The organism is Myxococcus sp. AM009, from assembly GCF_013372605.1.
GTDB lineage: Bacteria > Myxococcota > Myxococcia > Myxococcales > Myxococcaceae > Myxococcus > Myxococcus vastator.
Genome location: NZ_JABXEP010000086.1, coordinates 1 through 22,168, shown reverse-complemented (window position 1 = coordinate 22,168; position 22,168 = coordinate 1). Strand labels below are relative to the sequence as shown.

Below are 22,168 nucleotides of genomic sequence, written 5' to 3'. Positions count from 1 at the left end.
ATGGACCCGACCCGCATCTTCGTCGTCGAGGATCAACCCCAGCTCCTCAAGAACCTGGTGAAGGTGCTGGCCACCTTTCCCGAGCTGGAGGTGGTGGGCACCTCCCAGGAAGGGGAGGCCGCGGTGGAGGACATCGTCCAGCTCCGCCCCCAGCTCGTCCTCCTGGACCTGGAGCTGCCCGGCATCAACGGCATCCAGGTGACCCAGCGGGTGAAGCGCCGCGCCCCGGAGGTGGAGATCCTCATCCTCACGTCCTTTGACGACGAGACGAAGGTCTACGAAGCCATCCAGGCCGGGGCCTCCGGCTACCTGGTCAAGCGGGTGGGGCCGGAGAAGATCCGCTCCGGCATCCAGGAGGTGATGGAGGGCGGGACGGTCCTGGAGCCCATCATCGCCAGGCGCTTCTGGAACTACTTCCAGTCCGTCCAGGCGAAGTCCACCCAGGAGGACAAGAAGCCTGAGAACCCCTGGGCGCTCACGCCGCTGGAGTTCGAGGTGCTGGGCTACGTGGCCAAGGGCTTGTCCAACGCCGAGGTGGGGCACGTGATGACGCTGGAGCGGCGGACGGTGCGCACGCACCTGTCGCATATCTACCGGAAGATGGGCGTCAACTCTCATGTAGAGGCCGTGGTGATGGCCTTGCGTGCGGGTGTCGTGGATCTATAGCCACGCTCTGGTTAGGTTCGGGGCCCTATGCCCAAGGCTTCCCCGAGCAAAGTACCCACTCGCGTGGCGGACCCCGCACTCGAGTCCCTGTTCGACGTCCACGAGGCCACGCTTCCCAACGGCCTCCAGGTGCGGCTGCTCGCCAACCACCAGGCTCCCGTTGTCAGCCTCTACACCGTGTTCCAGGTCGGCAGCCGCAACGAGCGGCCCGGCATCACCGGCATTAGCCACCTGTTCGAGCACATGATGTTCAACGGGGCGAAGAAGTACGGCCCCAAGATGTTCGACAAGACGCTGGAGTCCAACGGCGGCCGCTCCAACGCGTACACGTCCACGGACTTGACGGTGTACTACGACGACTTCTCCGCCGACGCGCTGGAGACGGTGCTGGACCTGGAGTCGGACCGGATGCGCTCGCTGCGCATCTCCCAGGAGACGCTCACCAGCGAGCGAGAGGTCGTGAAGGAAGAGCGCCGCGTCCGCGTGGACAACGACATCTTCGGCCTCATGGACGAGGAGCTGGGCACGCTCGTCTACAAGGCGCATCCGTACCGCTGGCCTGTCATCGGGTGGATGGCGGACATCGAGGCCATCCGCCGCGAGGACTGCCAGGACTACTTCCGCACCTACTACGCGCCCAACAACGCGGTGCTCTACATCGTCGGGGCCATCGACCCGAAGAAGACGCTGGCGCTGGTGCGCAAGTACTACGGGAACATCCCCAAGGGCCCCGCGCCCGCGGCGGTGCTCAACTCCGAGCCAGCGCAGAAGGGCGAGCGCCGCGCGGAGGTCCGCCACCCCGCGCAGTCCCCCGCGCTGATGCTGGGCTTCCGGGGGCCGGCCGCGAGCGATGATGACACCTTCGTGCTGGACGTCATCCAGTACGTGCTGACGAAGGGCGAGGGGAGCCGGCTGATCCGCTCGCTGGTGTACGAGCAGAAGCTGGCCGTGTCGCTGATGCTCGACTGGAGCTGGCGCATCGATCCGGGCACCATCCTCTTCTACCTGGCCCTGAAGCCGGACTCCGACCCGAAGCAGGTGGAGGCCGCGCTGTACGCGGAGCTGGAGAAGGTCGCGCGCGAGGGCATCTCCGAGCGCGAGCTGCAGAAGGCGCAGAACAACCTGCGCTCGGACCACCTGCGCGAGCTGGCCACGAACAGCGGCCGGGCGCATGCCCTGGGCCACTATGAGGCGCTGCTCGGCGACTGGCGCCGCTTGCTGACGCTGCCCTCCACCTACGCCTCCATCACCAATGACCAGGTCAAGGCCGTGGCCGCGAAGTACTTCGCGCCCGAGTGCCGCTCCGTGGTGACGCTGGTTCCCGCGCCCACGGAAGCCTGAGCCCGGCCCCTACAAGGAAAGCCCTGACACCATGGCCTCTCGCAAGAGCCCCTCCCGAAAGTCCCCCGCACGTCCGGTCAGGCCCGCCGGCCGCAAGGCCCCCGCCGCCCGAAAGGCTTCGTCCACGCGCAAGGCCGCGCCGAAGCGCGGCGCGCCTCGCGCCACGTCGAGCGCCCTCACGCTGCCCACGCTGCACGAAAGCACTACGTCCAGCGGCCTGAAGGTCATCGCCGCCGAGCGTGGGCCCCTGCCCATGGTGTCCGTGCGGCTGGTGATTCGCGCGGGCAGCGCCACCGACCCGGACGGCAAGCACGGCCTGGCGGACTTCACCGCCCGGCTGCTGCGCCGGGGCACCCGCCGCATGAACGCGCAGGCCATTGACGAAGCGGTGGAGTTCGTCGGCGCCAGCCTGGGCGTGGGCGTGGGTGAAGACACGCTGTCGGTGGCCCTCACCACGCCGTCCGAGCACTTCGTGCAGATGCTCGACATCCTGGGCCAGTTGGTGCGCGAGCCCACGTTCCCGCAGTCCGAAGTGGACGATGCGCGCGAGCGCGAGCTGGCGCAGTTCGCCAACGATCTGGACGACCCGTCCATCATCGCCGACCGGGCCATGGTCCGCGCGCTCTGGGGGGACCACCCCTACGGCCACGACGTGGGCGGTTCGTCGAAGACCGTGAAGACCTTCACGCGCGATGACGTCGTGCGCTTCCACGAAGAGCGCATCGGACCCAAGGTGTCCATGCTCATCGTGGTGGGCGCGATGGATCCGCGGCGCGTGGCGGCCGCGGCCGAGGAGGCCTTCGCGGATTGGACGGGAGGGCCGGACGCGCCCGTGGCCATCCCCGCGCCGGAGCGCATCGCCCTGGGTGGGCGGGTCATCCTCGTGGACAAGCCGGACCAGACGCAGTCGCAGGTGCGGCTGGGCGGGCTCGGCATGCGCATGGGGCACGAGGACTACTTCCCGGCCACGGCGATGAACATCGCCCTGGGAGGAGGGTTCACCTCGCGGCTGATGAACGAGATTCGCGTCAACCGCGGCCTCACCTACGGCGTCAGCTCGTGGTTCGACTCGATGAACGCGGCGGGCGTCTTCGCGCTGTCCACCTTCACCAAGACGGAGTCCACGCGCGAAATCATCGACGTGGCGCTGGCGGAGATTGGCGGTGTCCGGGAGAAGGGGCTCAAGCCCCGCGAGCTGGCGGATGCCCAGTCCTACCTCGCCGGCCTGTACCCGCTGCGCACGGAGACGAACGAGTCCATTGCCGGAAGCATCGCCGAGGCCCGGCTGCACGGGCTGGGAGATGACTGGGTGGAGAAGTTCCGGGACCGGCTGCGCGCGGTGACGCCGAAGCAAGTCGTGGCCGCCGCGAGGAAGTACTGCTTCGCGCAGGCGCCCGCGGTGGTGGTGCTGGGCAAGGCGAACGTCGTGAAGAAGCAGCTCAAGGGCCTGGGCCCCATCACCGTGGTGCCGGCGGCGGAGTACGAGTGACGGACGTCCGCATCCTCTTCGAGGGCGGCGGCGTGCTCGTGGTGGACAAGCCGCCCGGGATGCTCGTCATTCCCGGGCGCGAAGGCGGCCCCTCGCTCCGGGAGCTGCTGGAGACGCAGCGGCGCCAGAAGGTCTTCGTGGTGCACCGGTTGGATCGGGACACCTCGGGGGCCCTGGTGTTCGCCCTGGACGCCGCGGTGCACCGGGCCCTGTCGGGAGCCTTCGAGGCGGGGAAGGTGCGCAAGCGCTACGTGGCGCTGGTGGAGGGCCGGGTCGAAGCGCCGCGAATGGTGGATGCGCCCCTGGTGGCCGGCAGGAAGGGGCGCATGCGCGTGGCTCGGCCGGGGGACACGGAAGCCAAGGCCTCGCGCACCCGCGTGCGGCCCGTGGAGACCTTCGAGCGCGCATCCCTGGTGGAGGCCGAGCCGCTCACGGGGCGGACGCACCAGATTCGCGTGCACCTGCTGTCCCTGGGGCACCCGCTGCTCGTGGACCACCAGTACGGCCGCGAGGCGCCGCTGACGGAGCAGGAGCTGGGCGGGGCAGGGGACACGGTGGTGCTCGCGCGCACGCCGCTTCATGCCGCGCGGGTGGAGTGGCCCGCGCTGGCGGGTGTCGAAGCGCGCGCAGTGGAGGCGCCCGTGCCCGGGGACATGGCGCGAGCTCGCGAGCTGCTGCGGACAACCGTCACGGCGCCTTGACGCCGTTGGACGTGCCTTGGCCGCGGCTTCGCAGGACGTGCTCAGCACGAACTAGGAGCGTGTTTCAGCAAGGGGCAAGGGGGCAGATGAGCGCCCACTCCCCACGCGCCTTCTCCATCCTCCGCAGCAGCCGTTGCCGGAAGCCTCGCGCCTGTTTGATTGGGCCGAAGAGGGGCTTCGCCTCAAGTAGGTTCTTCCCGTTGCTCCAAAACGCTCCTAGCGTTTCCGGTCCTGGCGCCACCTCGCGGGGGTGGTGCCGTGGGCCCGCCGGAAGGCCTTGCCGAAGTGCACCGCGTCGGCGAAACCCGTCGCTTCGGCGACGCGCTCCAGCGCCACGGACGTGGTCAGCATCATCGCCTGTGCGCGCTGGAGGCGGGCCCGCAGCTGCCATTGATAGGGAGCCACGCCAGTGGAGGCCTTGAAGGCGCGGCTGAAGTGCGCCTGTGACAGGTCCACCAGCGCCGCCAGCTCCGACAATTCGACCCGCTCGGGCAGGCGCGACTCCAGGTAGTCGAGCACCCGCCGCAGCTGCCACGGCGCCAGCCCCTTGCGCGTCGAGGGGCGCTCCCCACGGCGCGAGCCCAGCATGGCGAAGATGGCGGCGATCAGTCCGTCGCCGTAGAGCTGCGCGGCGGGGTCGTCGTCATCCACCGCCTCGGCGAGCAAGCGCATCAGCGTCCAGAGCCGGTCATCGGCGAAGCGCAGTCTCGGCGCGTCCAATCCGGCGGGGGCCAGCGATTGGCCCAGGCGCTCACCCAGGTCCTTCAGGTCGAACGTGAGCACGGCATCGCGCACCAGTCGCGAGTCGGCGCCGTAGCCCCACAGCGGCATGCCGGCGGGCATGAGGTTCAGCTGCCGTGGGACGTACCCGATGGCGCAGGGCCGGCCTTCGCGCAGGCGGGGCTCGCAGGGCGACCCGACTTCCTCCAACAGCGCGCTCAGGCGTGTCTGGCCCTCCAGGCACAGCGGATGCTCGGCCCGACCCGAACAGCGGATCTCATTCACATCCACGCAGACACCATTCCACTTCCGCCGGGTAACGGAAATGCCCACCACGTTCAATGGCAGGGGGCTCAGCCGTTCAGCGCGCGTCTCCAAGGCATCGTTCTCCCGAGCCCCCTGACGACAGCGGACTCAGGAGAACGATGCCAGCAGTCGGGAAGTCCGTCATTCCCCTGCCGGGTGTGGCTCCGATACTGAGCACGCTCCGAGGGGAACCTGCTGTCTGCCCAGCAACCGACCGTTTCGATCCCCCCTGCCGGGGAGGGCCGCGTTCAGACGCCCGAGCCGGGCCGGCCTGCCAACAGCTGGAGTTCCCAGGCGAAGGCCACGGCGCTGCCGCCGCCGTGCTCGGCCAGCACGCCAGCAAGCCCTGCGGCGCTCTCCTCGCGGGCCCAGTCGCGCTGCCATTCGGCGACCACCGCCATCCAGGTGATGGGCGTCACGCCCGCCATCTGCATGCGGCGCACCGCCATGTCATGCGCCTCGCGGCTGACGCCACCCGAGGCGTCGGTGACGGCGTAGACGTCGAAGCCCTCACCCGCCGCCTGGATGGCGGGCATGGCCAGACAGATCTCCGTCCACAGCGCGGCGATCACCAACTTCTTCCGGTCCGTCTTCTTCACCGCGTCCACCACGCGGCGGTCCTCCCAGGTGTTGATGAAGGTGCGGTCGATGGGCTTCTGCTCGGGGAACACGTCCTGCAAGCTCTTGATCAGGTAGCCGCCGCGCTCCTCGATGACCGTGGTGAGGATGGTCGGCACGTTGTAGACCTTGGCCGCCTTGGCCAGTCCGACGACGTTGTTGATCACCATCGTCGGCTCGTGACTGTGCAGGTTGGCGAACTGGTAGGGCTGATGGTCGATCAGCACCAGCACGCTGTTCTGGGGCGTCAGCAGGGCGTCGAGCCCGTGGTGGGAGTTGGCCTGGGTCATGCTCATGGGTATGGAGACTCCTGGAGAGGAATGCGAAGGGGACGGGAATCTGGCCCGAAACCGGGAGCGGAGACACGGTTCGGGACTGCGCCTTCTGGTCCGTTCCTGCTCCGGAACTTGAGGCCGCTGCTGGCCCGAATCCGCGCGGCCAGGGCGGATTTACCCGGCCCCTTGCCCCTTACTGAAACACGCTCCTCGCACGCTGCCTGGGTGTTGGTCCCCACGGCCCGGGGGGCTCGGGGAGCACGGCGCGAGCCCGGCTCACGGCTCGAACCTCATGCCCAGGTACAAGGCCAGTCCGCCAAGCTGAGTGTCCAGCCAGGGCGTGCGCATGGGGGCCCAGGCGCCTCGCGCTTCCGCCAGAGCGCTCCAGCGGCCGAAGCGGTGGGCTGCTTGAAGCGAGACGAAGCCCATGCCAGCGACGCTGCTCTCCTTCACCTCGCCCTGCAAGTCGCTGGAGAGGGCGTGGTGGAAGAAGGGGACGGGCCCGGCGCCTGCTCGCCCGTGGACGGAGAACGCGCCGCGGCGGAGGAACTCCGCGCGAACGGAGAGCAGCAGGGGCAAAGCCAGCACCTGCGAGCGGACCGTCCCGCGCGCATCCACCGGACCACCGTCCATGGCGGTGCGGGCGCCGATTTCCAGCTCCGCCGCGATCCGGTGACGCCACCAAGGCGTGAGGACCGACACGCCCACGCCGCCCGACGGACCGGAGTTGGCGCCGCTCGCGAACACGCCCCCCGCGAGCAGGAAGAACGAGCTGCGCCAGGTGTCGACCGCCTCGGAGGCGCGCGCGGTGACGGACGTGGACAGCACGGTGACGTCGGCCTCGGTGTGTGCCGCGTGCGCCCGGTCCATGCGACGGACGCGCACCTTCACCCGCTGGGCGCCGGGAGCGGGAATGACGCGAACGCGCAGCACGTCCTGGGCCTTGGCTCCGACGTCTGCCGAGCGAGGGGCGTCTCCAGCCGGAGCCCCCGTTGCCCGGAGGGCCTCAGCGGCAGTGGCCACCACCGCTGACGAAGGCCGCGTGTCCGCCGGAGCCGGGGCGACCACCGCGCCCTCCGCCACCACGTCGACGTCACTGGCGCGCAGGGGCGCTTCGCCCGCCATCAACAGCCAGCCACCCTCCACCGCGGCCAGGGCCGGCGGCGTGAGGGCCGCGGCCAGCGGCGAGTCCGGCGGAGCGTCCAGCGGAACGGTTGCATCGGTGCGGAGCGTCCCTCGCGTGGCCAGCACCCGCGCCTGTCGGACGCCGGGAGGGACTTCGACGGGCACGCGCGCCTGTCCCCGGGCGTTCGCCCGAACGGGGCCGAAGCGACGCTTCGCGACCTCCACCTCGACGTGCGCGCCCGCCGCCGTGGCGACATCGAGCTCCGTGAGGCCCACCAGCGGCAGCCGCACCACCGTCACCGGGGGCGGCGCGTCAGCGGCGGGAGCGTCCGTCCAGAAGAGCAGCACGGCCACCTGCGGATAACGCACCGAGGGAGGGCGCCACTCGAAGCGGCGGACAGCGCCACCCTCCACGCGCTTCGAGGCGAAGGTGCCCGTGGAAGCCGCGGCGTGGAGGGGACCCGTGCCGGCGGGGACCTGGATCTTCAACGTCACCGGGGCATCGGCGCCGAGCACGATGCGCTCGGGCGACCAGGACACGGTGACGTCAGGCGCACCCGCCATCCCCGCCACCGGCATGGCGAGGACCATCAGGAGGGGCAGCGCGCGCAGTGTCATCGTCCGTGCCCCTCCATGATGGCTGTGTGGCCCCGGTCAGTCCTCCGACGCGGGGGGCGGCTCGGCGCCGTCCGCGGGCGCCGGCTCGGCGCTGTCACTGACGGGCTGGGGCTTGTCCGCGGGGCCGGTCACCTGCCGGTTGGGCGGGTTGAAGGCGGGCTTCTCCACCGGGCCACCGCCGCGGCCGTGCACCAGCGTCTTGGTGTCGCCGCGGAAGGTGATGTCCACCTTGTCGCCGCGAACAGCCGAGACGAAGCCCGTGCCAAAGGTGGGATGCTGGATGACCTGCTCCACCTTGTAGGTGTCCTTCGGGCTGTAGCGGGGCGCGTTGGCGACATCCTTGCCAGCGAGCTGCTCTTCGAAGGAGATGATGAGCTTCTCCGCCTTGGAGGCCGCGCTGGAGGACGCGCGTGGGGTGCGGGTGGTGCTGGACGACGGGCGATCCGTCGCGCCGGGCGCCGCGCGATAGACGTGGTCTCCACCACACGTGTTGCAGCGCACCCGAGCAATCTTCGTTCCCACCATCGCCAGGATGGTGTGCGCGAGGGTGAGCTTGCATCGGGTACAAAGCGCATCCACCTCGCCGCCGACCTTATGAGTTGCCATGTTCGTTCGTCTGTTTCTCTGCCCGGCAGGGGACGACGCCGGGCATGGGAGTAAAGGGGCGCGGAACATAACGGCATCGCTTCCAAGGGAGGAAGTGTCTTCGTCGCCTGCCTCTCCGGGCCTTGTGCCGGCCAGCGTGCCGCCATAAAGAGTAGCCCTGAACGAATGACGACGCAGACCCCTAGCAAGCCGGCACGCGAGCCCGGGCCCTTCACCCAGGCCGTCACGCGCTTTGGCCAGGGCCTCATCGACATCGTCAGCACCCTGGGCGGCATCATCACCATGGGGCTGGACGTGTTCCGCTGGAGCGTGCGGCGCCCCTTCCGGCTGGTCAACCTCTTCGCCCAGCTGGACTTCGTGGGCGTGGGGTCCATCTTCATCGTGTCGCTCACCGGCACGTTTACCGGCATGGTGTTCGCGCTGCAGACGTCCACCGCCTTCCAGCTCTTCGACGCGGAGAGCCTGGTGGGACCCACGGTGGCCCTGACGCTCACCCGCGAACTGGCGGCCGTGTTCTCCGCGCTGATGGTGACCATGCGCGCCGGCTCCGCCATGTGCACCGAGCTGGGCACCATGCGCGTCACCGAGCAGGTGGACGCGCTGGAGACCATGGCCGTCAACCCGGTGCAGTACCTGCTGGTCCCCCGGGTGCTGGCCGGCCTCTTCATGGTGCCGGCGCTCACCATGCTCTTCAACACCATGGGCATGGGCGGGGCCTACGTGGTGGCCGTGGGGGGCCTGGGCATCTCCCCCGGAACCTTTCTCTCCCGGACGCAGCAGTGGCTGTCGCCGGAGGACATCTTCCAGGGCCTGCTCAAGGGCGCCGTGTTCGGCCTGGCGGTGTCCCTCATCTGCTGCTTCAAGGGCTTCAACGCCTCGGGCGGCGCCAAGGGCGTGGGGCAGGCCACCACCGAGGCGATGGTGGCCAGCGCGCTGTCCATCTTCATCCTCGACTTCATCCTGGGCGTCCTCTTCTTCTGATGGCGCCCCCGGCCTCCAACGCTCCGGCGTCCGGCACGCCGATGATCCAGGTGGTCGACCTGCACAAGACGTTCGGCGACCACAAGGTGCTCACCGGCATCAACCTCACCGTGCCGGTCGGCAGCACCTGCGTCATCCTGGGCGGCTCCGGCTCCGGCAAGACGGTGCTGATGAAGCACATGATTGGCCTGCTCAAGCCCGACAAGGGGCAGGTCATCGTCGACGGGGAGGACATCGTCCCCATGGGCGTCGAGTCGCTCCAGAACGTGCGCAACAAGTTCGGCATGGTGTTCCAGGCCGCCGCGCTGTTCGACTCCATGACCGTCTTCGAGAACGTGGCCTTCCCGCTGCGGGAGCACACGAAGGATCCGGAGGACGTCATCCGCCAGAAGGTCCGCGCGCGGCTGGACCTGATGGGCCTGAAGAAGGACGTGGAGGACCGGTTCCCCGCGGACCTGTCCGGCGGCATGCGCAAGCGGGTGGGCCTGGCGCGGGCCATCGTCATGGATCCGAAGGTGGTGCTCTATGACGAGCCCACCACCGGCCTGGACCCCATCACCACGGATTACGTGGACGAGATGATCCTGGCCGCCCAGAAGGAGCTGGGCGTCACCAGCGTGGTCATCAGCCATGACATCTCCTCCGCCTTCAACGTGGCGGACCAGATCGCCTTCCTCTCCAAGGGCGTCATCGTGGCCAACGGCTCGCCGGAGCAGCTCCGCGAGGCGGAGCACCCCGCGGTGAAGGTGTTCCTGGAGACCTGGTTCGGGAAGAATTGACCGGGGGCGCGGGGCGGCGGGAGGGCGGCAGGCCCCAGGAAAATGTGGCACTCGGGATGCAAAACGTTAGAGTCGCGGCGGCCGGTCGCGCTCGGAGTCACATCAGGTGAAGAAGCTCGTCACGCCCTTCCGTGTGGGCCTGCTGGTCATCGCGGCGGGGGCTTTTTTCGTCACCTTCGTCCTGTTCGCTCGCAAAGGTGGGTTGAGCGACAGCGAATCCACGAGGGTGTGGGCCTATTTCCGGGATGCGTCCGGGCTCGCCGTGCGTGGGCGCGTGCAGATCGCCGGCATCCCGGTGGGCGAAATCGACGGCATCACGCTCGAGGGCACCCGGGCGAAGGTCTGGCTGAAGATCCGCGACGACGTGGACCTGCGCGAGGACGCCGTCGTCACCAAGCGCTCGGAGTCGCTGCTGGGTGACTACCTGCTGGACCTCAACCCCGGCACGGAGGGCGCCCCCAGCCTGGAGACGGGCGGGCAGATCCGCCGCGTCGTCGACACGCAGGGCATGGAGGCCGTCTTCGAGTCGCTGTCGCAGATCACCGCCGACATCCAGGAGGTGACGGGGGCGCTGCGGGAGGTGCTCGGCGGTGAGCGCGGCGCGGGGTCGCTCCAGCGCATCGTGGAGAACCTGGTGCGGCTGTCGGACTCCGTGGATGCCACGGTCCGGCGCAACGCGGACCGCCTGGACACCATCGTCGGCAACGTCGAGGCCATCTCCCAGGACGTGCGCGGCATCACCCAGGGGAACCAGGCGGAGATCACCCGCATCATCGACAACATCGAGTTCATCACCCGCGACGTGCGCCAGGTGCTGGGCAGCGTGAAGAACATCGTGGGCACGGGTGAGGGCGACGTGAAGGAGTCCGTCGCCAGCCTCAAGGAGACGCTCAAGAAGCTGGACGGCGCCCTGGGCAACATCGAGGAGATCACCCGCAAGGTGAAGGAAGGGGAGGGCGCCGCCGGCGTGCTGCTGGCCGACGAGGCCGTGGGCCGCGAGCTCCGCGAGACGGTGCAGGACGTGTCGCGCTTCGCCTCGCGGCTGACGGACCTCCAGGCGGAGATTGGCATCCAGAGCACCTACCTGGCCGCGCAGGGGAACTCGAAGAACGTCTTCTCCGTGCGGCTCATCCCCAAGCCGGACAAGTACTACCTGCTGGAGCTGGTGGACGACCCGCGCGGCAGCGTGACGACGGAGGTGTTGCAGACCAACCCCCCGTCCGAGGGCGACCCCGTCGTGCAGACGCGGAAGGTGACGAAGGAGAGCCTCAAGGTCAGCGCGCAGTTCGCCAAGCGCTGGTACTTCACCACCCTGCGCGTGGGCCTCATCGAGTCCACCGGCGGCGTGGGCGCCGACCTGCACTTCTTCAACGACGCGCTCCGGTTCCAGGTGGACGCCTTCAACTTCGCGGACGACGAGCTGCGCTACCCCCGCCTGCGCGCCAGCCTGCGCGCCCAGCCCGTGGACCACCTCTATTTGATCGCGGGCATGGACGACATGCTCAACGCGCAGCAGCGGGACCTGGCGACGCGGCGCCTGGTGGCGGGCCGCGACTTCTTCGTGGGCGGCGGCCTTTTCTTCACGGACGACGACCTGAAGGCCATCCTCACCTTGACAGGCATTCCAACGCCCTGAACCCACCGCTCGGCGCTTGACGTCAAACAGGAAACGACGTACCCGGCATGGGCACGGGGCCCAGGGGAGCGCCGTGCCTGATTTCACGGCATCTCCCCCCAGGAAGCTCGCATGTCCCTGCTCGTCGTCGGCTCCGTTGCCCTGGACTCAGTGGAAACCCCCTTCGGCCAGAAGGAGGACATCCTCGGGGGCTCGGCCACCTACTTCTCCACGTCGGCCTCGTTCTTCAGCCCCGCGCGCGTCGTGGCGGTGGTGGGCGAGGACTTCCCCGAAGGACACCTCAACTTTCTTCGTGGTCGGGGAATCGACCTGGAGGGCCTCACCCGGGAGACGGGCCGCACCTTCCGCTGGAAGGGCCGCTACGGCTACGAGCTGAACGAGGCGCAGACGCTGGACACCCAGCTCAACGTCTTCCAGGCCTTCTCCCCGAAGCTGCCGGAGTCTTACCGGGATACGCCCTACGTCTTCCTGGGCAACATCCACCCGGAGCTCCAGGCGCAGGTGTTGGACCAGGTGAAGGCGCCGAAGCTGGTGGCCGCCGACACCATGAACTTCTGGATCAAGGGCAGCCGGGAGGCGCTGCTCAAGACGCTCTCCCGCGTCAACCTCCTGTTCGTCAACGACGCGGAGGCCCGTCAGCTGGCCGGCGAGCACAACGTGGTGAAGGCCGCTCGCGCCATCATGGCCATGGGCCCGCAGCGCGTGGTCATCAAGCGCGGTGAGTACGGCGCTCTCCTCTTCGAGGCCGAGCACATCTTCGCGTGCCCCGCCTTCCCCCTGGCGGAGGTCTTCGACCCCACCGGCGCGGGGGACACCTTCGCCGGCGGCTTCATGGGCGCCCTGGCCACCTCCAATGGCGTGTTGGATCAGGCGTTGCTGCGCCGCGCCATGGTGATGGGCAGCGTCATGGCCTCCTTCACGGTGGAGAAGTTCAGCCTGGAGCGCCTGCGCGAGGTGACGCGCCCGGAGATCCACGCCCGCTTCGCCGAGTTCCGGAAGCTGACCCACTTCGACGACCTGGGCCCCCTGGAGCGATGAGGCCCCGGGCAAGGGAAGGGCGCTCCACCCCCTTGAACTTGACTGCGGAATCAGGCCGTCCCTAGGCTGCGGATTCGGGTGACGGAAGAAGGTTCCGGGTTGAGCGAAAACCGAAAGTCCACGCGGATTCCCACCCAGCTTCGGTGCTGGTGCGAGGGTGACAACGTCACGCTCTACGCGCGAATCTCGAATTTGAGCGAGGGAGGCCTGTTCCTCCGCACGAGCACGCCCCTGGCCCGAGGGGCGCGGACGGTGGTGAAGCTGTCTCCCGCGGGCCACCAGGACATCCAGGCCCAGGCCACGGTGGTGTGGCTCCGGGAGGCGGAGGAACGAGCACTCCCCGCGGGCATGGGGTTGCGTTTCGAGTCCCTGGACAGCGATACCCTGGGACGGCTTCGCCAGATGATTTCGCAGCAGCAGCAGAACCAGGTGAAGGCCGGCTGGGCGGGTTGAGCCCACGCCACCGGACCGAGGCCCCGCATGCGTATCGCCGTCATCTCCGACATCCACTCCAACATCGAGGCGCTCACCGAGGTGCTCCGCGTCGCCGAGCACCAGAAGGTGGACCGGTTCGTCTCGCTGGGGGACATCGTCGGTTACGGGGCGTCGCCCAACCCGTGTTGTGAGCTGGTGCGCTCGGTGGCGGAGGTGACGCTCCTGGGCAACCACGACGCGGCGGTGGCGGGGCGGATGGACTACTCGTACTACTACGACGCCGCCCGGCACGCGCTGGACTGGTCCGCCAACGTCCTCACCGATGAGAACATGGCCTGGCTGCGCAGCCTCCCGTACACGTACCGGATTGGCGACGTGGGCTTCTGCCATGGCTCGCCCGTTGACCCGAAGGCGTACGAGTACATCTTCGCGCTGGAGCAGGCCCGGGAGCTGACGCCCTACGTGGCGGAGCTGCCGGAGGTGACCTTCATTGGCCACAGCCACCTGTGCCGCGCCTTCGCCATTGGCAACGGCGAGGTGAACGACGTGGTGGCCCAGAAGTTCGGCATCCGCCGGGGCTACAAGTACATCATCTCCGTGGGCAGCGTGGGCCAGCCGCGCGACTACGACAACCGGGCGTGCTTCGTCATCTGCGACACGGATGCGCGCACGGTGGAGTACGTCCGCGTCGAGTACGACATCGAGACGTCGGCGCAGAAGATCTTCGACGCGGACCTGGCGCTGAACTTCGGCAAGCGGCTGTTCCTGGGCGTCTGAGGCGCGCTTCCGGGGCACAAAAGGCGGACAGGCGCGGGGAAATGACATAAACCCGTGTCGTGCGCACCCTGGTCCTCCGAGCGTCCCTCAGGCCCCTCGTGGGCGTCGTCTCCGCAGTGCTGCTCACGCTGGCGCCCACCGCCTGCCGCCGCGAGCCTCCCGCGCCCTCCGCCGAGTACGAGGAGGCCGCCCGCCGCTTCCGCGAGCTGTACGCGCAGAAGCTGGACGACGCCTTCCTGGATCCGCGGGTGGGGGAGATCGAGGCGCAGCTCCAGCGCGTCCCCGCGGACAGCCTGGACGCCGAGGGCGCCCGCGAGCTGCTCCAGCGCATCAAGGACGGACGGCAGCGGATGGCGACGGCCGCCAGCGAGCGGGATGAGGCCGTGGCCAGCGCGCGGGAGCTGCCGCCGGGCTCCTACACCGCGCCGTCCACCGAGGAGCCGGCGCGTCCCGCGGCTCCGGCGGAAGCACCGGACGCCGGGCCTCCGGACGCCGGTGCTGGCGGTCCCCAGGCTGGCACGGCCGCGTCCGAGCTGGTGGCGGGCTTCCGGGGGTGCTTCCAGCGGGGCACCCCCATCGACGTGCAGGGGCGTGGCATGCGGGAGACCTGGCAGCTCGCCGACCGCACCGCCTGCCGCCTGGAGTACCCCCAGCATCAGGACGCCTTCCTCCTGATTGAAGCGGGGAAGGTCCTCACGCTGTTACCCAAGAGCGCCGTGCAGACCGTCCCCGTCAGTCCCGACGGCGGTCCGGCACCCGCGACCGACGCCGGTCGCTAGCACCGATTCGCCGATATGAACGACCAGACTTTCATGAAGTTGATGCAGGTGTTGCCCAAGTCCGCGCTCTCTTCCGTGGTGGGGATGGCCACGCGCCTGCCCGTGCCCGCGCCGGTGCACCAGGCCGCGATGCGCGCCTTCGCCAAGGCCTACGACGTGGACATGGAGGAGGCCGAGCACTCCTTCGACCACTACCCGACCTTCGCCCAGTTCTTCACCCGGGGCCTGAAGCCCGGCCTGCGTCCGGTGGACGCGGGGGAGAAGGTGGTGGTGTCCCCGGTGGACGGCCGCGTGTCGCAGGTGGGCTATTCGGACCACGGGCGTTGCCTGCAGGCCAAGGGCATCGAGTACACGGTGGACGAGCTGCTGGGAGACGCCGAGGCCGCCAGGCCGTTTCACGGTGGCGCCTGGACGACCATCTACCTGTCGCCGCGCGACTACCACCGCATCCACGCCCCGCTGGGCGGCACGATTACGGGCTACGCGTACATCCCCGGCGAGTTCTGGCCGGTGAACCCCGCGTCGGTGAAGAACAAGCAGTCCCTGTTCTGCGTCAACGAGCGGCTGGTGACGTACCTGGACACCGTGGCGGGCAAGTGCGCCGTGGTGAAGGTGGGCGCCACGTGCGTGTCGCGCATCAAGGCGGCCTACGACGAGGTGACGACGCACACCGGGCAGCCCGGCAAGGTGCACCGCTACGGCGCGGCCATGCCGGTGGAGAAGGGTGGGGAGCTGGGCCGCTTCGAGATGGGCTCCACCGTCATCCTCCTGTTCGAGCCCAAGCGCGTCACCTGGGATGAGAGCCTCCAGGAGGAGGCCGTGGTGCGGCTGGGCAAGCGAATCGGAGTCATCGCGTGAGCCAGAAGGTCGCGGGCGTCAAGGGCATGAACGATCTCCTCCCCGGGGAGATTGAGATCTGGCAGCACGTGGAGGGGCTGGCCCGCGAGCTGTTCGGCCGCTTCGGCTACGGTGAGCTCCGCACGCCCATGGTGGAGGACACCGCCCTGTTCGTGCGCAGCGTGGGCGAGGAGACCGACATCGTCGGGAAGGAGATGTACACCTTCAACGACAAGGCGGACCGCAGCCTGTCCCTGCGCCCGGAGGGCACCGCGCCCGCGGCCCGCGCGTACATCGAGCACTCCGTCGCCAATCAGGAGCCGCTCACCCGCTGGTTCTACATGGGGCCCATGTTCCGCTACGAGCGGATGAAGACGGGCCGCTATCGGCAGTTCTATCAAATCGGCGCGGAGGCCTACGGCGCGAAGGAGGCCGCCCAGGACGTCGAGATGATGGACATGGTGATGCAGTTCCTGGAGCGGCTGGGGCTCAAGGACATCACCTTGAACATCAACTCGCTGGGGGACGAGGCCTGCCGGCCCACGTACCACGCGAAGCTGGTGGAGTATCTCCAGGCCCACCGCGAGGAGCTGTGCGGGGACTGCCAGAAGCGCATGGAGAAGAACCCCCTGCGCGTCCTGGACTGCAAGAACGAGAAGTGCCAGGCCATCGCCGCGGCCGGCCCCAATGTGCTGGAGACCCTGTGCGAGCCGTGCCGCGCGCACTTCGACGACGTGCAGCGGAAGCTGACGGCGCTGGGCGTCCGGCACGTCGTGAATCCGCGAATGGTGCGTGGGTTGGACTACTACACGCGCACCGTCTTCGAGTTCGTCGCCTCGCACCCCGCGCTGGGCACCGCCAGCACCGTGGGCGGCGGTGGCCGCTATGACAAGCTGGTGAAGAGCCTGGGCGGGCCGGACGCGCCCGCGGTGGGCTTCGCCTGTGGCCTGGACCGGCTGGTGCTGCTCCTGAAGGAGAGCGGCCAGCAGTTCGCCGCGCGGCCGGACGTCTTCGTCGCGGTGGCGGACGCGGGCTCACACGACGCCGCCCTGGTGCTGGCCAGCCGCCTGCGCCGCGAGGGCCTGCGCGTGGAGTTCGATACCCGCGGCGGCAGCCTCAAGAGCCAGATGAAGCGCGCGGACAAGAGCAGCGCGGACTTCACCCTGGTGCTGGGCGAGGCCGAGCGCACCAGTGGCCAGGCGAAGCTGAAGCCCATGGCCGGCGGGGAGCCCATCCCCGTCGCGCTCGACGAGGTCGCCAGGGTGGTGCGGGAGCGGAAGGCTGTCCCGGCATAGGGCGCTGTGGGGTCCAGAACAGTATTCCAGGTGGATCTTGCTAAGTCTGAGAAACTGAGGCAGGCGCGTAACCCCTGATAAACGCTGAGTTATCGGGGCGGTGGGAACTCGCGGGCGCGGGTCGGGTCGGCTAGACTGGCCTGCGATGCCGCGCGACACTTCCGTCCCTGTTGTGCCTCCGGCCCTGAGCTGGGTCCCCGTCCACGGGGACAGCATGTGGCCGTCGCTGCGCTCGGGCGACCATGCCGGCGTGGAGCCGCTGGAGGGGGCGCCGCGGCCTGGTGACGTCCTGCTGGCGCGCTTTGATCATGCCCTGGTGCTGCACCGGCTGCGGCGGTGGGACGCCGAGGCGGTGGCGCTGCGTGGCGACAACTCACTTCAGGAGGATCCTCCGCTGGCGTCGTCACGGGTGCTGGGGCGGGTGCGCCGCGTGCGCCGGGGCGGCGTCGTCCTGGAGACGGGGTGGGACCGGGGGCCCCGGTGGCTGGGCCGCCTGCGGGTGGCCGTGAAGTGGCGCCTGGCGGCGCTGCTGGGCCGGGGAGGTGCGCGATGAGCAAGGCATTCGCGGCGGACCATGCGCCGCGCTGGCGCGAGGGCGTCTCCGGTCAACGCTTCGGCTCGGACTTCATCATCCTGGACGCCGAGGGCAACACCCTGCGTGGGCTCAACGGAACGGCCATTGAAATCTGGAAGCTGTGCGACGGGACGCGCACGGCGCGGGCCCTGGTGGAGCAGGTGGCCCAGCGTCATGGGTGGGACGTGGAGCAGGTGCTGATCGACACGCTCACGTTCTTCTCGGAGCTGACCCGGCTGGGGCTCATCGACGAGCTGGAGGAGGCACGGTGATGCGGACGCGTTTGGCGCTCCTGGCGGCGGCGGTGATGCTGGCCTCGTGCACGGAAGGCGTGGCGCCTCGTGCCCCCGTCCACGCGCCCCCGGCCCAGGCGCCGGTGGCGCCCACGGACGTGTTGCCACCGCGCGAGGGTTCGGAGGCCCGGCCGCCGCCCGCGCCGGTGGATGAGCCAGAAGTGCCTCCGCCCCCGCCAGCGGTGGTGCCGCGGGGGTCGGCCACCGTCATGGACCTGGGAGCGGGCGGCCGGGGCGCGCTGTCGGTGGCGCAGGTGAACGTGGACCTGACGGTGAGCGGCGTGCGTGGCCGGCACACCGTGTCCGTGGAGTTCGTGCCGCCTTCCGGGCTGCCGTATGAGCGGCGCTCGGCGGAGGTGGATTCGCGCGTGGACGAGTCGCGCACGGTGCGCTTCTCCCTGCCCGTGGCCGGCACCGCCGTGGCGACGTCCGGCATGAGCGGGACGTGGCAGGCCCGGTTCTTCCTCGATGGGGCGCCGCTGACGGCGGCTTCCTTCACTCTGGATCCGTGAGGGCTCCATTCATGCGTCCGTTCTCCATTCCCCTCATTGCCGCCGCCGCGCTCCTGGCGCCCTCGCTGGGGTGGGCGCAGACGACGTCCCGGACCTTCGTCTTGACCACGCAGCCGCAGGGTGGCGACACCCGCGCGCGGGTGGTGATGGACGAAGCCTCCGAGCTGACGGTCGACGTCCGCAACAACACCTCTAGCGGGTCGCCGCAGTTCCGGCGCATCAACGAGGTGTGGTTCGCGCTGCCCACTGGCTACATCCCGCTCGCATCCATCCCACCCCCGGGCTGGACGGTGGACTACATCGCCAATGAGCGGTGGGTCATCTTCTACAATTCGGACTCCTGCGGTGGGAGCGGCGATTACGGCCTGGGGCAGGGCGACACGGCCCGGTTCGTCCTCCGCGTGGTTCCGCCGACGTCGAACAGAGACCAGACCAACGAGCGCTTCGTGGCGGGGCAGACGCTCGCGCGTGACACGTGTGCGGGCGGGGACTTCACCACGTCGGTGACGACCACTGCCGCCAGCTGGATTCGCTCCGGCCTGTACACCCAGGTGGACGTGCGGCCCCGGGTGCTGGGCGTGGGTGGCGACGTCGACGCACGGATGGTGGTGGAGAACCGGACGACGCCTCCCCAGAACAACAGCACGATTGAAGGGCCCTCCACGGGGGCGGGCGCCGTCACCTTCCAGGTGGTGGACGTCGAGCCGGCGTCGTTCCGCTCGAACATCTCCAGCGGGAACGCGGGCGTCTACGCCGCGCTCGCGCGGACGGGCTCGGCCGGGACGCTGGTGGCGCAGGTGCAGGGCGTCAGCGGGAACGGGAACACCCGGTCGCCCGTGGTGGACACGCGGATGGTCAACGTGGGCGCGCTCCCGGTGGCCATGGACGTGGACACCGACGACGCGTTCAACAATGAGATTGTGCGCGTGCGGCTCACGGTGACCAACCCGTCTTCGACGGACACGTTCCTGAACGTGACGCCGAGGGCGCCCGTGTTCGACGGCTCGGCGGCGGCGGCGCTCGAGTCGGGGCCTGGGCCCGCGAGCGTTCCCCGGCTGGACCCGGGCGCCTCAGCGCACTTCGTCTGGACGTACCGGCTGACGGGGTCCCAGTTCGCGAGCTACCGGTTCCGGGGGCAGGTGGATGCCACGCGCAACGGCGCCGCCGTGACGTCGGACCTGGTGGATTCGAACCAGGGGCGCATCGTGTTGCACCGCGTGCGGACGAACATCCGCGCGGTGGCCGCCAACTCCACGAACCGGTCCATCGTCTACACCATCCAGAACCGGGGCCCCATGCCGCTGTATGAGGTCCGGCTGCTGCGGCCCGCGCTCAACTACTTCAACATCGCTGGCGTGCTGGGGACGCCCTCCGGGTGGATCATGGCGTCCAACAACACCACGGGCATCACCTGGGAGTCGACGAACGCCACGGGCATCCCGGTCAACGGCGAGCGCTCCTTCACGGTGGTGTATTCCAACTTCGGGTCGGGTGCGTCGTTGTCCGGGCCCACCACGTTCCGTCATCGCTTCCACCTCATCGATGACTACGGCGGGCCGCAGATTCGCGTCGAAACCCCCATGACGCTGGTGCAGGGCACCGTGCCCGACGTCAACCGCCTCACGGGCGTGGCGCGTGATGGCAGCGTGACGCTCACCTGGGACAACCCGGCGGTGCACGGGGGGGTGCTGGTGCTTCGCGCGGAGGGCGCGCCGCCGAACCTATCGCCGACGCAAGGGTTGACCTACGCGGTGGGGGCGCACCTGGGCAACGCCCAGGTGGTGTACGCGGACGACGTGGGCGCCACCACGACGTTCACCGATACGTCCGTCACCAACGGCACCACGTACTACTACCGCGTCTTCAACTCGGATGACCTGCGGTGGTACTCGCCGGGCAACCAGCCCACGTCGGAGGCCCTGGTGGCCACGCCTCGGGCACGCGTGGGCGCCGCGCCGCTGTGGTGCTACTCGGTGGGCCTGAATGCCTCGCAGCAGCCCATCACCGAGCTGGGCACGGGCATCTTCAGCGCCTTCAACGACTCCGTCGTCGCCAACCTCACCCATGTCACCAACCCGTCGGCGGATGGCGCGGAGCGGTGGCGGCCTCGCCCGCTGGCGGGCCTCATCGGCAGCCGCTTCCCGGTGGTGCCCCTGCATGGCCTGTCCGGGCAGTACCTCCTCGTGGGCGACCAGGGTGGGGTGGCCAGCGCGCTCAACGCCGCCACCGGCCAGGTGCTGTGGCGGTGGGACAACGGCGGCCAGCCCATTGGCACCATCCAGTCGTTCCCCGTCACGCAGCTCTTCGACTACGCGAACGCCGCGTTCCGGGCCGCACACCCCAACCGCGACCTCGTCTTCTTCGCCACGCGGCTGGCGGACGCCTCGCGCAACCGGGTGGTGGCCCTGAATGCCGCCACCGGCGCGCTGGTCTGGAGCTACCAGCCTGGAAACCTGGGCATGGTGGCGGGAGGCATGGTGGTGGACTACACCACCAACCGGCTCTTCGTGGCGACGCGGGCGCACGCGGGCTCGCCGGACACGCTCCGGGTGCTGAACACGCTGACGGGCCAGGTGCTGGGCCAGCTCCCGGTGGGCGACGTGGAGCTGAGCCTGGTCCGCAACGCGTACAGCAACCTGATCCTGGTGACGGACAGCGACGGCTTCGTGCACGGCGTCGACGCCGCCACGGCGCAGCTCGCGTGGAGCCTGCCCGTCGCCTCGCGCCCGGCGCCGAACACGCCTGCCTTCACCAGCTTCGTTCGGCCCCAGGGCGCGGGCTTCGTGGCCAGCCTCGCGGCCGGCCAGGTGGCGCTGTACGACGTCTCGGGGCCCGCCCAGTCGCCGCCGGTGCTCCGGTGGAGCACGCCGATTGCGTCTCCCTCCGGCACCTTCTCCTTCAACCGGAATGGCGCCGCGCGCCTCTACGTTGGCAGCTCCGACGGACAGGTCCACCAGTTGGAGCTGCTGGATGGCGCCGACTCCGGTCAGGTCTCGATTGGGGGTGCGCAGCGTATCGGGACTCCCACCATCGACCACACGGTGAGCCGCCTCCACGTGGGCTCGGAAGATGGCCGCATCTGCGCGTTCCCAGTCCCTTTCCCTTGAAGAACGTCCCTTCTTCCTCGCTCGCACTCGCCATGACTTCGGACGCCTTCCAGACGACGCCCCCTCCCGCCGCCGGCCCCGCCTATGAGCCGCCGGTCATTCTCTGGGAGCAGCCCTTCGTGGCACTCGCGCAGATTTCCCAGTGCCAGATTCCTGGTGAGTCGGAGTGCATCCCCTGAGCCTCCCGCCGGGAGGCCCCTTGGCGGCCGCGGCCCTCTGCCTGCGAATCGCTGGTTGGACCGGCGTGGTGGAAGTCGGCGAGGCAGGCCTGCGAGACTCGCTCCGGCGCATGTTCTCCCGGTTCGTGGTGTCCCCAGCGCGACAGGATGGTGAGGTGGCTCGGCTCGTGGCCGTGGCCCCCGCCCAGGCGCGTCCTGCTCCAGCCACTCGCGAGCTGCCCCGAGTCCTCCGCGGGGAGGACGGCGCGCTGCGCCTGGCCGGCGAGGACTACGACGCGACCCTGTCCGCTGACGGCCTCCAGGCGCACGTGGAGGGGCCGGGGCGCTTCCCCGTGGAGACGGTGCTGAAGGTGATGCTTGCCCGGGCGCTGGCTCGGCGTGGCGGGCTGCTGGTGCACGGCGTGGCGGTGGCGCACCAGGGCCGGGCCGCGCTCTTCACGGGGCACTCGGGCGCGGGGAAGAGCACGTTGGGGGCCTTGTG

General features: G+C 69.5%; 22 protein-coding genes and 1 pseudogene. 19 read left to right on the top strand and 4 right to left on the bottom strand.

Features of this window, described 5'->3' with window-relative positions:
• Genes HV824_RS21320 through HV824_RS21305 form a run of 4 tightly spaced genes read left to right on the top strand, consistent with a single transcriptional unit; the run spans position 1 to position 4,197 of the window.
• The gene (locus HV824_RS21320; RefSeq protein WP_176420817.1) at positions 1-666 is read left to right on the top strand and encodes a response regulator transcription factor; all 666 of its coding nucleotides are present in this window, start codon (positions 1-3) and stop codon (positions 664-666) included.
• A gap of 27 nt (positions 667-693) precedes the next feature.
• The gene (locus HV824_RS21315) at positions 694-2,007 is read left to right on the top strand and encodes a pitrilysin family protein (RefSeq protein WP_176424080.1); all 1,314 of its coding nucleotides are present in this window, start codon (positions 694-696) and stop codon (positions 2,005-2,007) included.
• 31 nt (positions 2,008-2,038) lie between these two features.
• Positions 2,039-3,496, top strand: a complete 1,458-nt coding sequence (locus tag HV824_RS21310) for a pitrilysin family protein (RefSeq protein ID WP_176420819.1) — start codon at positions 2,039-2,041, stop codon at positions 3,494-3,496.
• Positions 3,493-4,197 (top strand): RNA pseudouridine synthase, encoded by a 705-nt coding sequence (locus HV824_RS21305; RefSeq protein ID WP_176424079.1) that lies wholly within the window; start codon positions 3,493-3,495, stop codon positions 4,195-4,197. Before HV824_RS21310 ends, HV824_RS21305 begins: the two co-directional genes overlap by 4 nt.
• Before the next feature lie 216 nt (positions 4,198-4,413).
• On the opposite strand, the gene HV824_RS21300 is transcribed toward HV824_RS21305, so the two are convergent.
• The 4 genes from HV824_RS21300 to HV824_RS21285 form a co-directional block, all read right to left on the bottom strand.
• The gene (locus HV824_RS21300; RefSeq protein WP_368738090.1) at positions 4,414-5,208 is read right to left on the bottom strand and encodes a helix-turn-helix domain-containing protein; all 795 of its coding nucleotides are present in this window, start codon (positions 5,206-5,208) and stop codon (positions 4,414-4,416) included.
• A gap of 263 nt (positions 5,209-5,471) precedes the next feature.
• Entirely contained in the window at positions 5,472-6,137 is a 666-nt protein-coding gene (locus tag HV824_RS21295) for a hydrolase (protein ID WP_176420822.1), read from the bottom strand.
• Positions 6,138-6,392: 255 nt separating this feature from the next.
• Positions 6,393-7,859: a hypothetical protein gene (locus tag HV824_RS21290; RefSeq protein WP_176424077.1), complete on the bottom strand. Its 1,467-nt coding sequence runs from the start codon at positions 7,857-7,859 to the stop codon at positions 6,393-6,395.
• A gap of 36 nt (positions 7,860-7,895) precedes the next feature.
• Positions 7,896-8,600, bottom strand: a complete 705-nt coding sequence (locus tag HV824_RS21285; RefSeq protein WP_176424083.1) for a hypothetical protein — start codon at positions 8,598-8,600, stop codon at positions 7,896-7,898.
• A 30-nt stretch (positions 8,601-8,630) separates the two neighbouring features.
• On the opposite strand from HV824_RS21285, the gene HV824_RS21280 reads away from it, so the two are divergent.
• The 15 genes and pseudogenes from HV824_RS21280 to HV824_RS21210 all read left to right on the top strand — a co-directional run.
• A complete protein-coding gene (locus tag HV824_RS21280) occupies positions 8,631-9,446 on the top strand; it encodes an ABC transporter permease (RefSeq protein WP_176420824.1) in 816 nt (271 codons plus the stop codon).
• Between the two features lie 41 nt (positions 9,447-9,487).
• Positions 9,488-10,225, top strand: a complete 738-nt coding sequence (locus HV824_RS21275; protein WP_176411767.1) for an ABC transporter ATP-binding protein — start codon at positions 9,488-9,490, stop codon at positions 10,223-10,225.
• A 106-nt stretch (positions 10,226-10,331) separates the two neighbouring features.
• Positions 10,332-11,861, top strand: a complete 1,530-nt coding sequence (locus HV824_RS21270; RefSeq protein ID WP_176420825.1) for an MlaD family protein — start codon at positions 10,332-10,334, stop codon at positions 11,859-11,861.
• Between the two features lie 111 nt (positions 11,862-11,972).
• Positions 11,973-12,899 (top strand): PfkB family carbohydrate kinase, encoded by a 927-nt coding sequence (locus tag HV824_RS21265; protein ID WP_176420826.1) that lies wholly within the window; start codon positions 11,973-11,975, stop codon positions 12,897-12,899.
• Between the two features lie 99 nt (positions 12,900-12,998).
• Positions 12,999-13,352 (top strand): TIGR02266 family protein, encoded by a 354-nt coding sequence (locus tag HV824_RS21260; protein ID WP_217917601.1) that lies wholly within the window; start codon positions 12,999-13,001, stop codon positions 13,350-13,352.
• Between the two features lie 27 nt (positions 13,353-13,379).
• A complete protein-coding gene (locus tag HV824_RS21255; protein ID WP_176420827.1) occupies positions 13,380-14,111 on the top strand; it encodes a metallophosphoesterase in 732 nt (243 codons plus the stop codon).
• Between the two features lie 59 nt (positions 14,112-14,170).
• A complete protein-coding gene (locus HV824_RS21250; RefSeq protein WP_368671039.1) occupies positions 14,171-14,890 on the top strand; it encodes a hypothetical protein in 720 nt (239 codons plus the stop codon).
• Positions 14,891-14,905: 15 nt separating this feature from the next.
• Positions 14,906-15,748, top strand: a complete 843-nt coding sequence (gene asd, locus HV824_RS21245) for an archaetidylserine decarboxylase (RefSeq protein ID WP_176420828.1) — start codon at positions 14,906-14,908, stop codon at positions 15,746-15,748.
• 26 nt (positions 15,749-15,774) lie between these two features.
• Positions 15,775-17,022 carry a histidine--tRNA ligase gene (gene hisS, locus HV824_RS21240; protein ID WP_217917603.1) on the top strand — a complete coding sequence of 416 codons (1,248 nt, stop codon included), beginning with the start codon at positions 15,775-15,777 and terminating at the stop codon, positions 17,020-17,022.
• 145 nt (positions 17,023-17,167) lie between these two features.
• A complete protein-coding gene (locus HV824_RS21235; protein WP_255208210.1) occupies positions 17,168-17,575 on the top strand; it encodes a S24/S26 family peptidase in 408 nt (135 codons plus the stop codon).
• Positions 17,572-17,868 (top strand): PqqD family protein, encoded by a 297-nt coding sequence (locus HV824_RS21230; RefSeq protein ID WP_176420831.1) that lies wholly within the window; start codon positions 17,572-17,574, stop codon positions 17,866-17,868. The genes HV824_RS21235 and HV824_RS21230 overlap by 4 nt, the downstream gene beginning before the upstream one ends.
• Positions 17,868-18,401: a hypothetical protein gene (locus tag HV824_RS21225; protein ID WP_217917600.1), complete on the top strand. Its 534-nt coding sequence runs from the start codon at positions 17,868-17,870 to the stop codon at positions 18,399-18,401. Before HV824_RS21230 ends, HV824_RS21225 begins: the two co-directional genes overlap by 1 nt.
• Positions 18,402-18,412: 11 nt before the next feature.
• Positions 18,413-21,508, top strand: a complete 3,096-nt coding sequence (locus HV824_RS21220; RefSeq protein WP_176424076.1) for a PQQ-binding-like beta-propeller repeat protein — start codon at positions 18,413-18,415, stop codon at positions 21,506-21,508.
• A gap of 32 nt (positions 21,509-21,540) precedes the next feature.
• Positions 21,541-21,687, top strand: a complete 147-nt coding sequence (locus tag HV824_RS21215; RefSeq protein WP_176420834.1) for a hypothetical protein — start codon at positions 21,541-21,543, stop codon at positions 21,685-21,687.
• 20 nt (positions 21,688-21,707) lie between these two features.
• A pseudogene (locus tag HV824_RS21210) lies at positions 21,708-22,168 on the top strand (hypothetical protein); the annotation flags it as partial.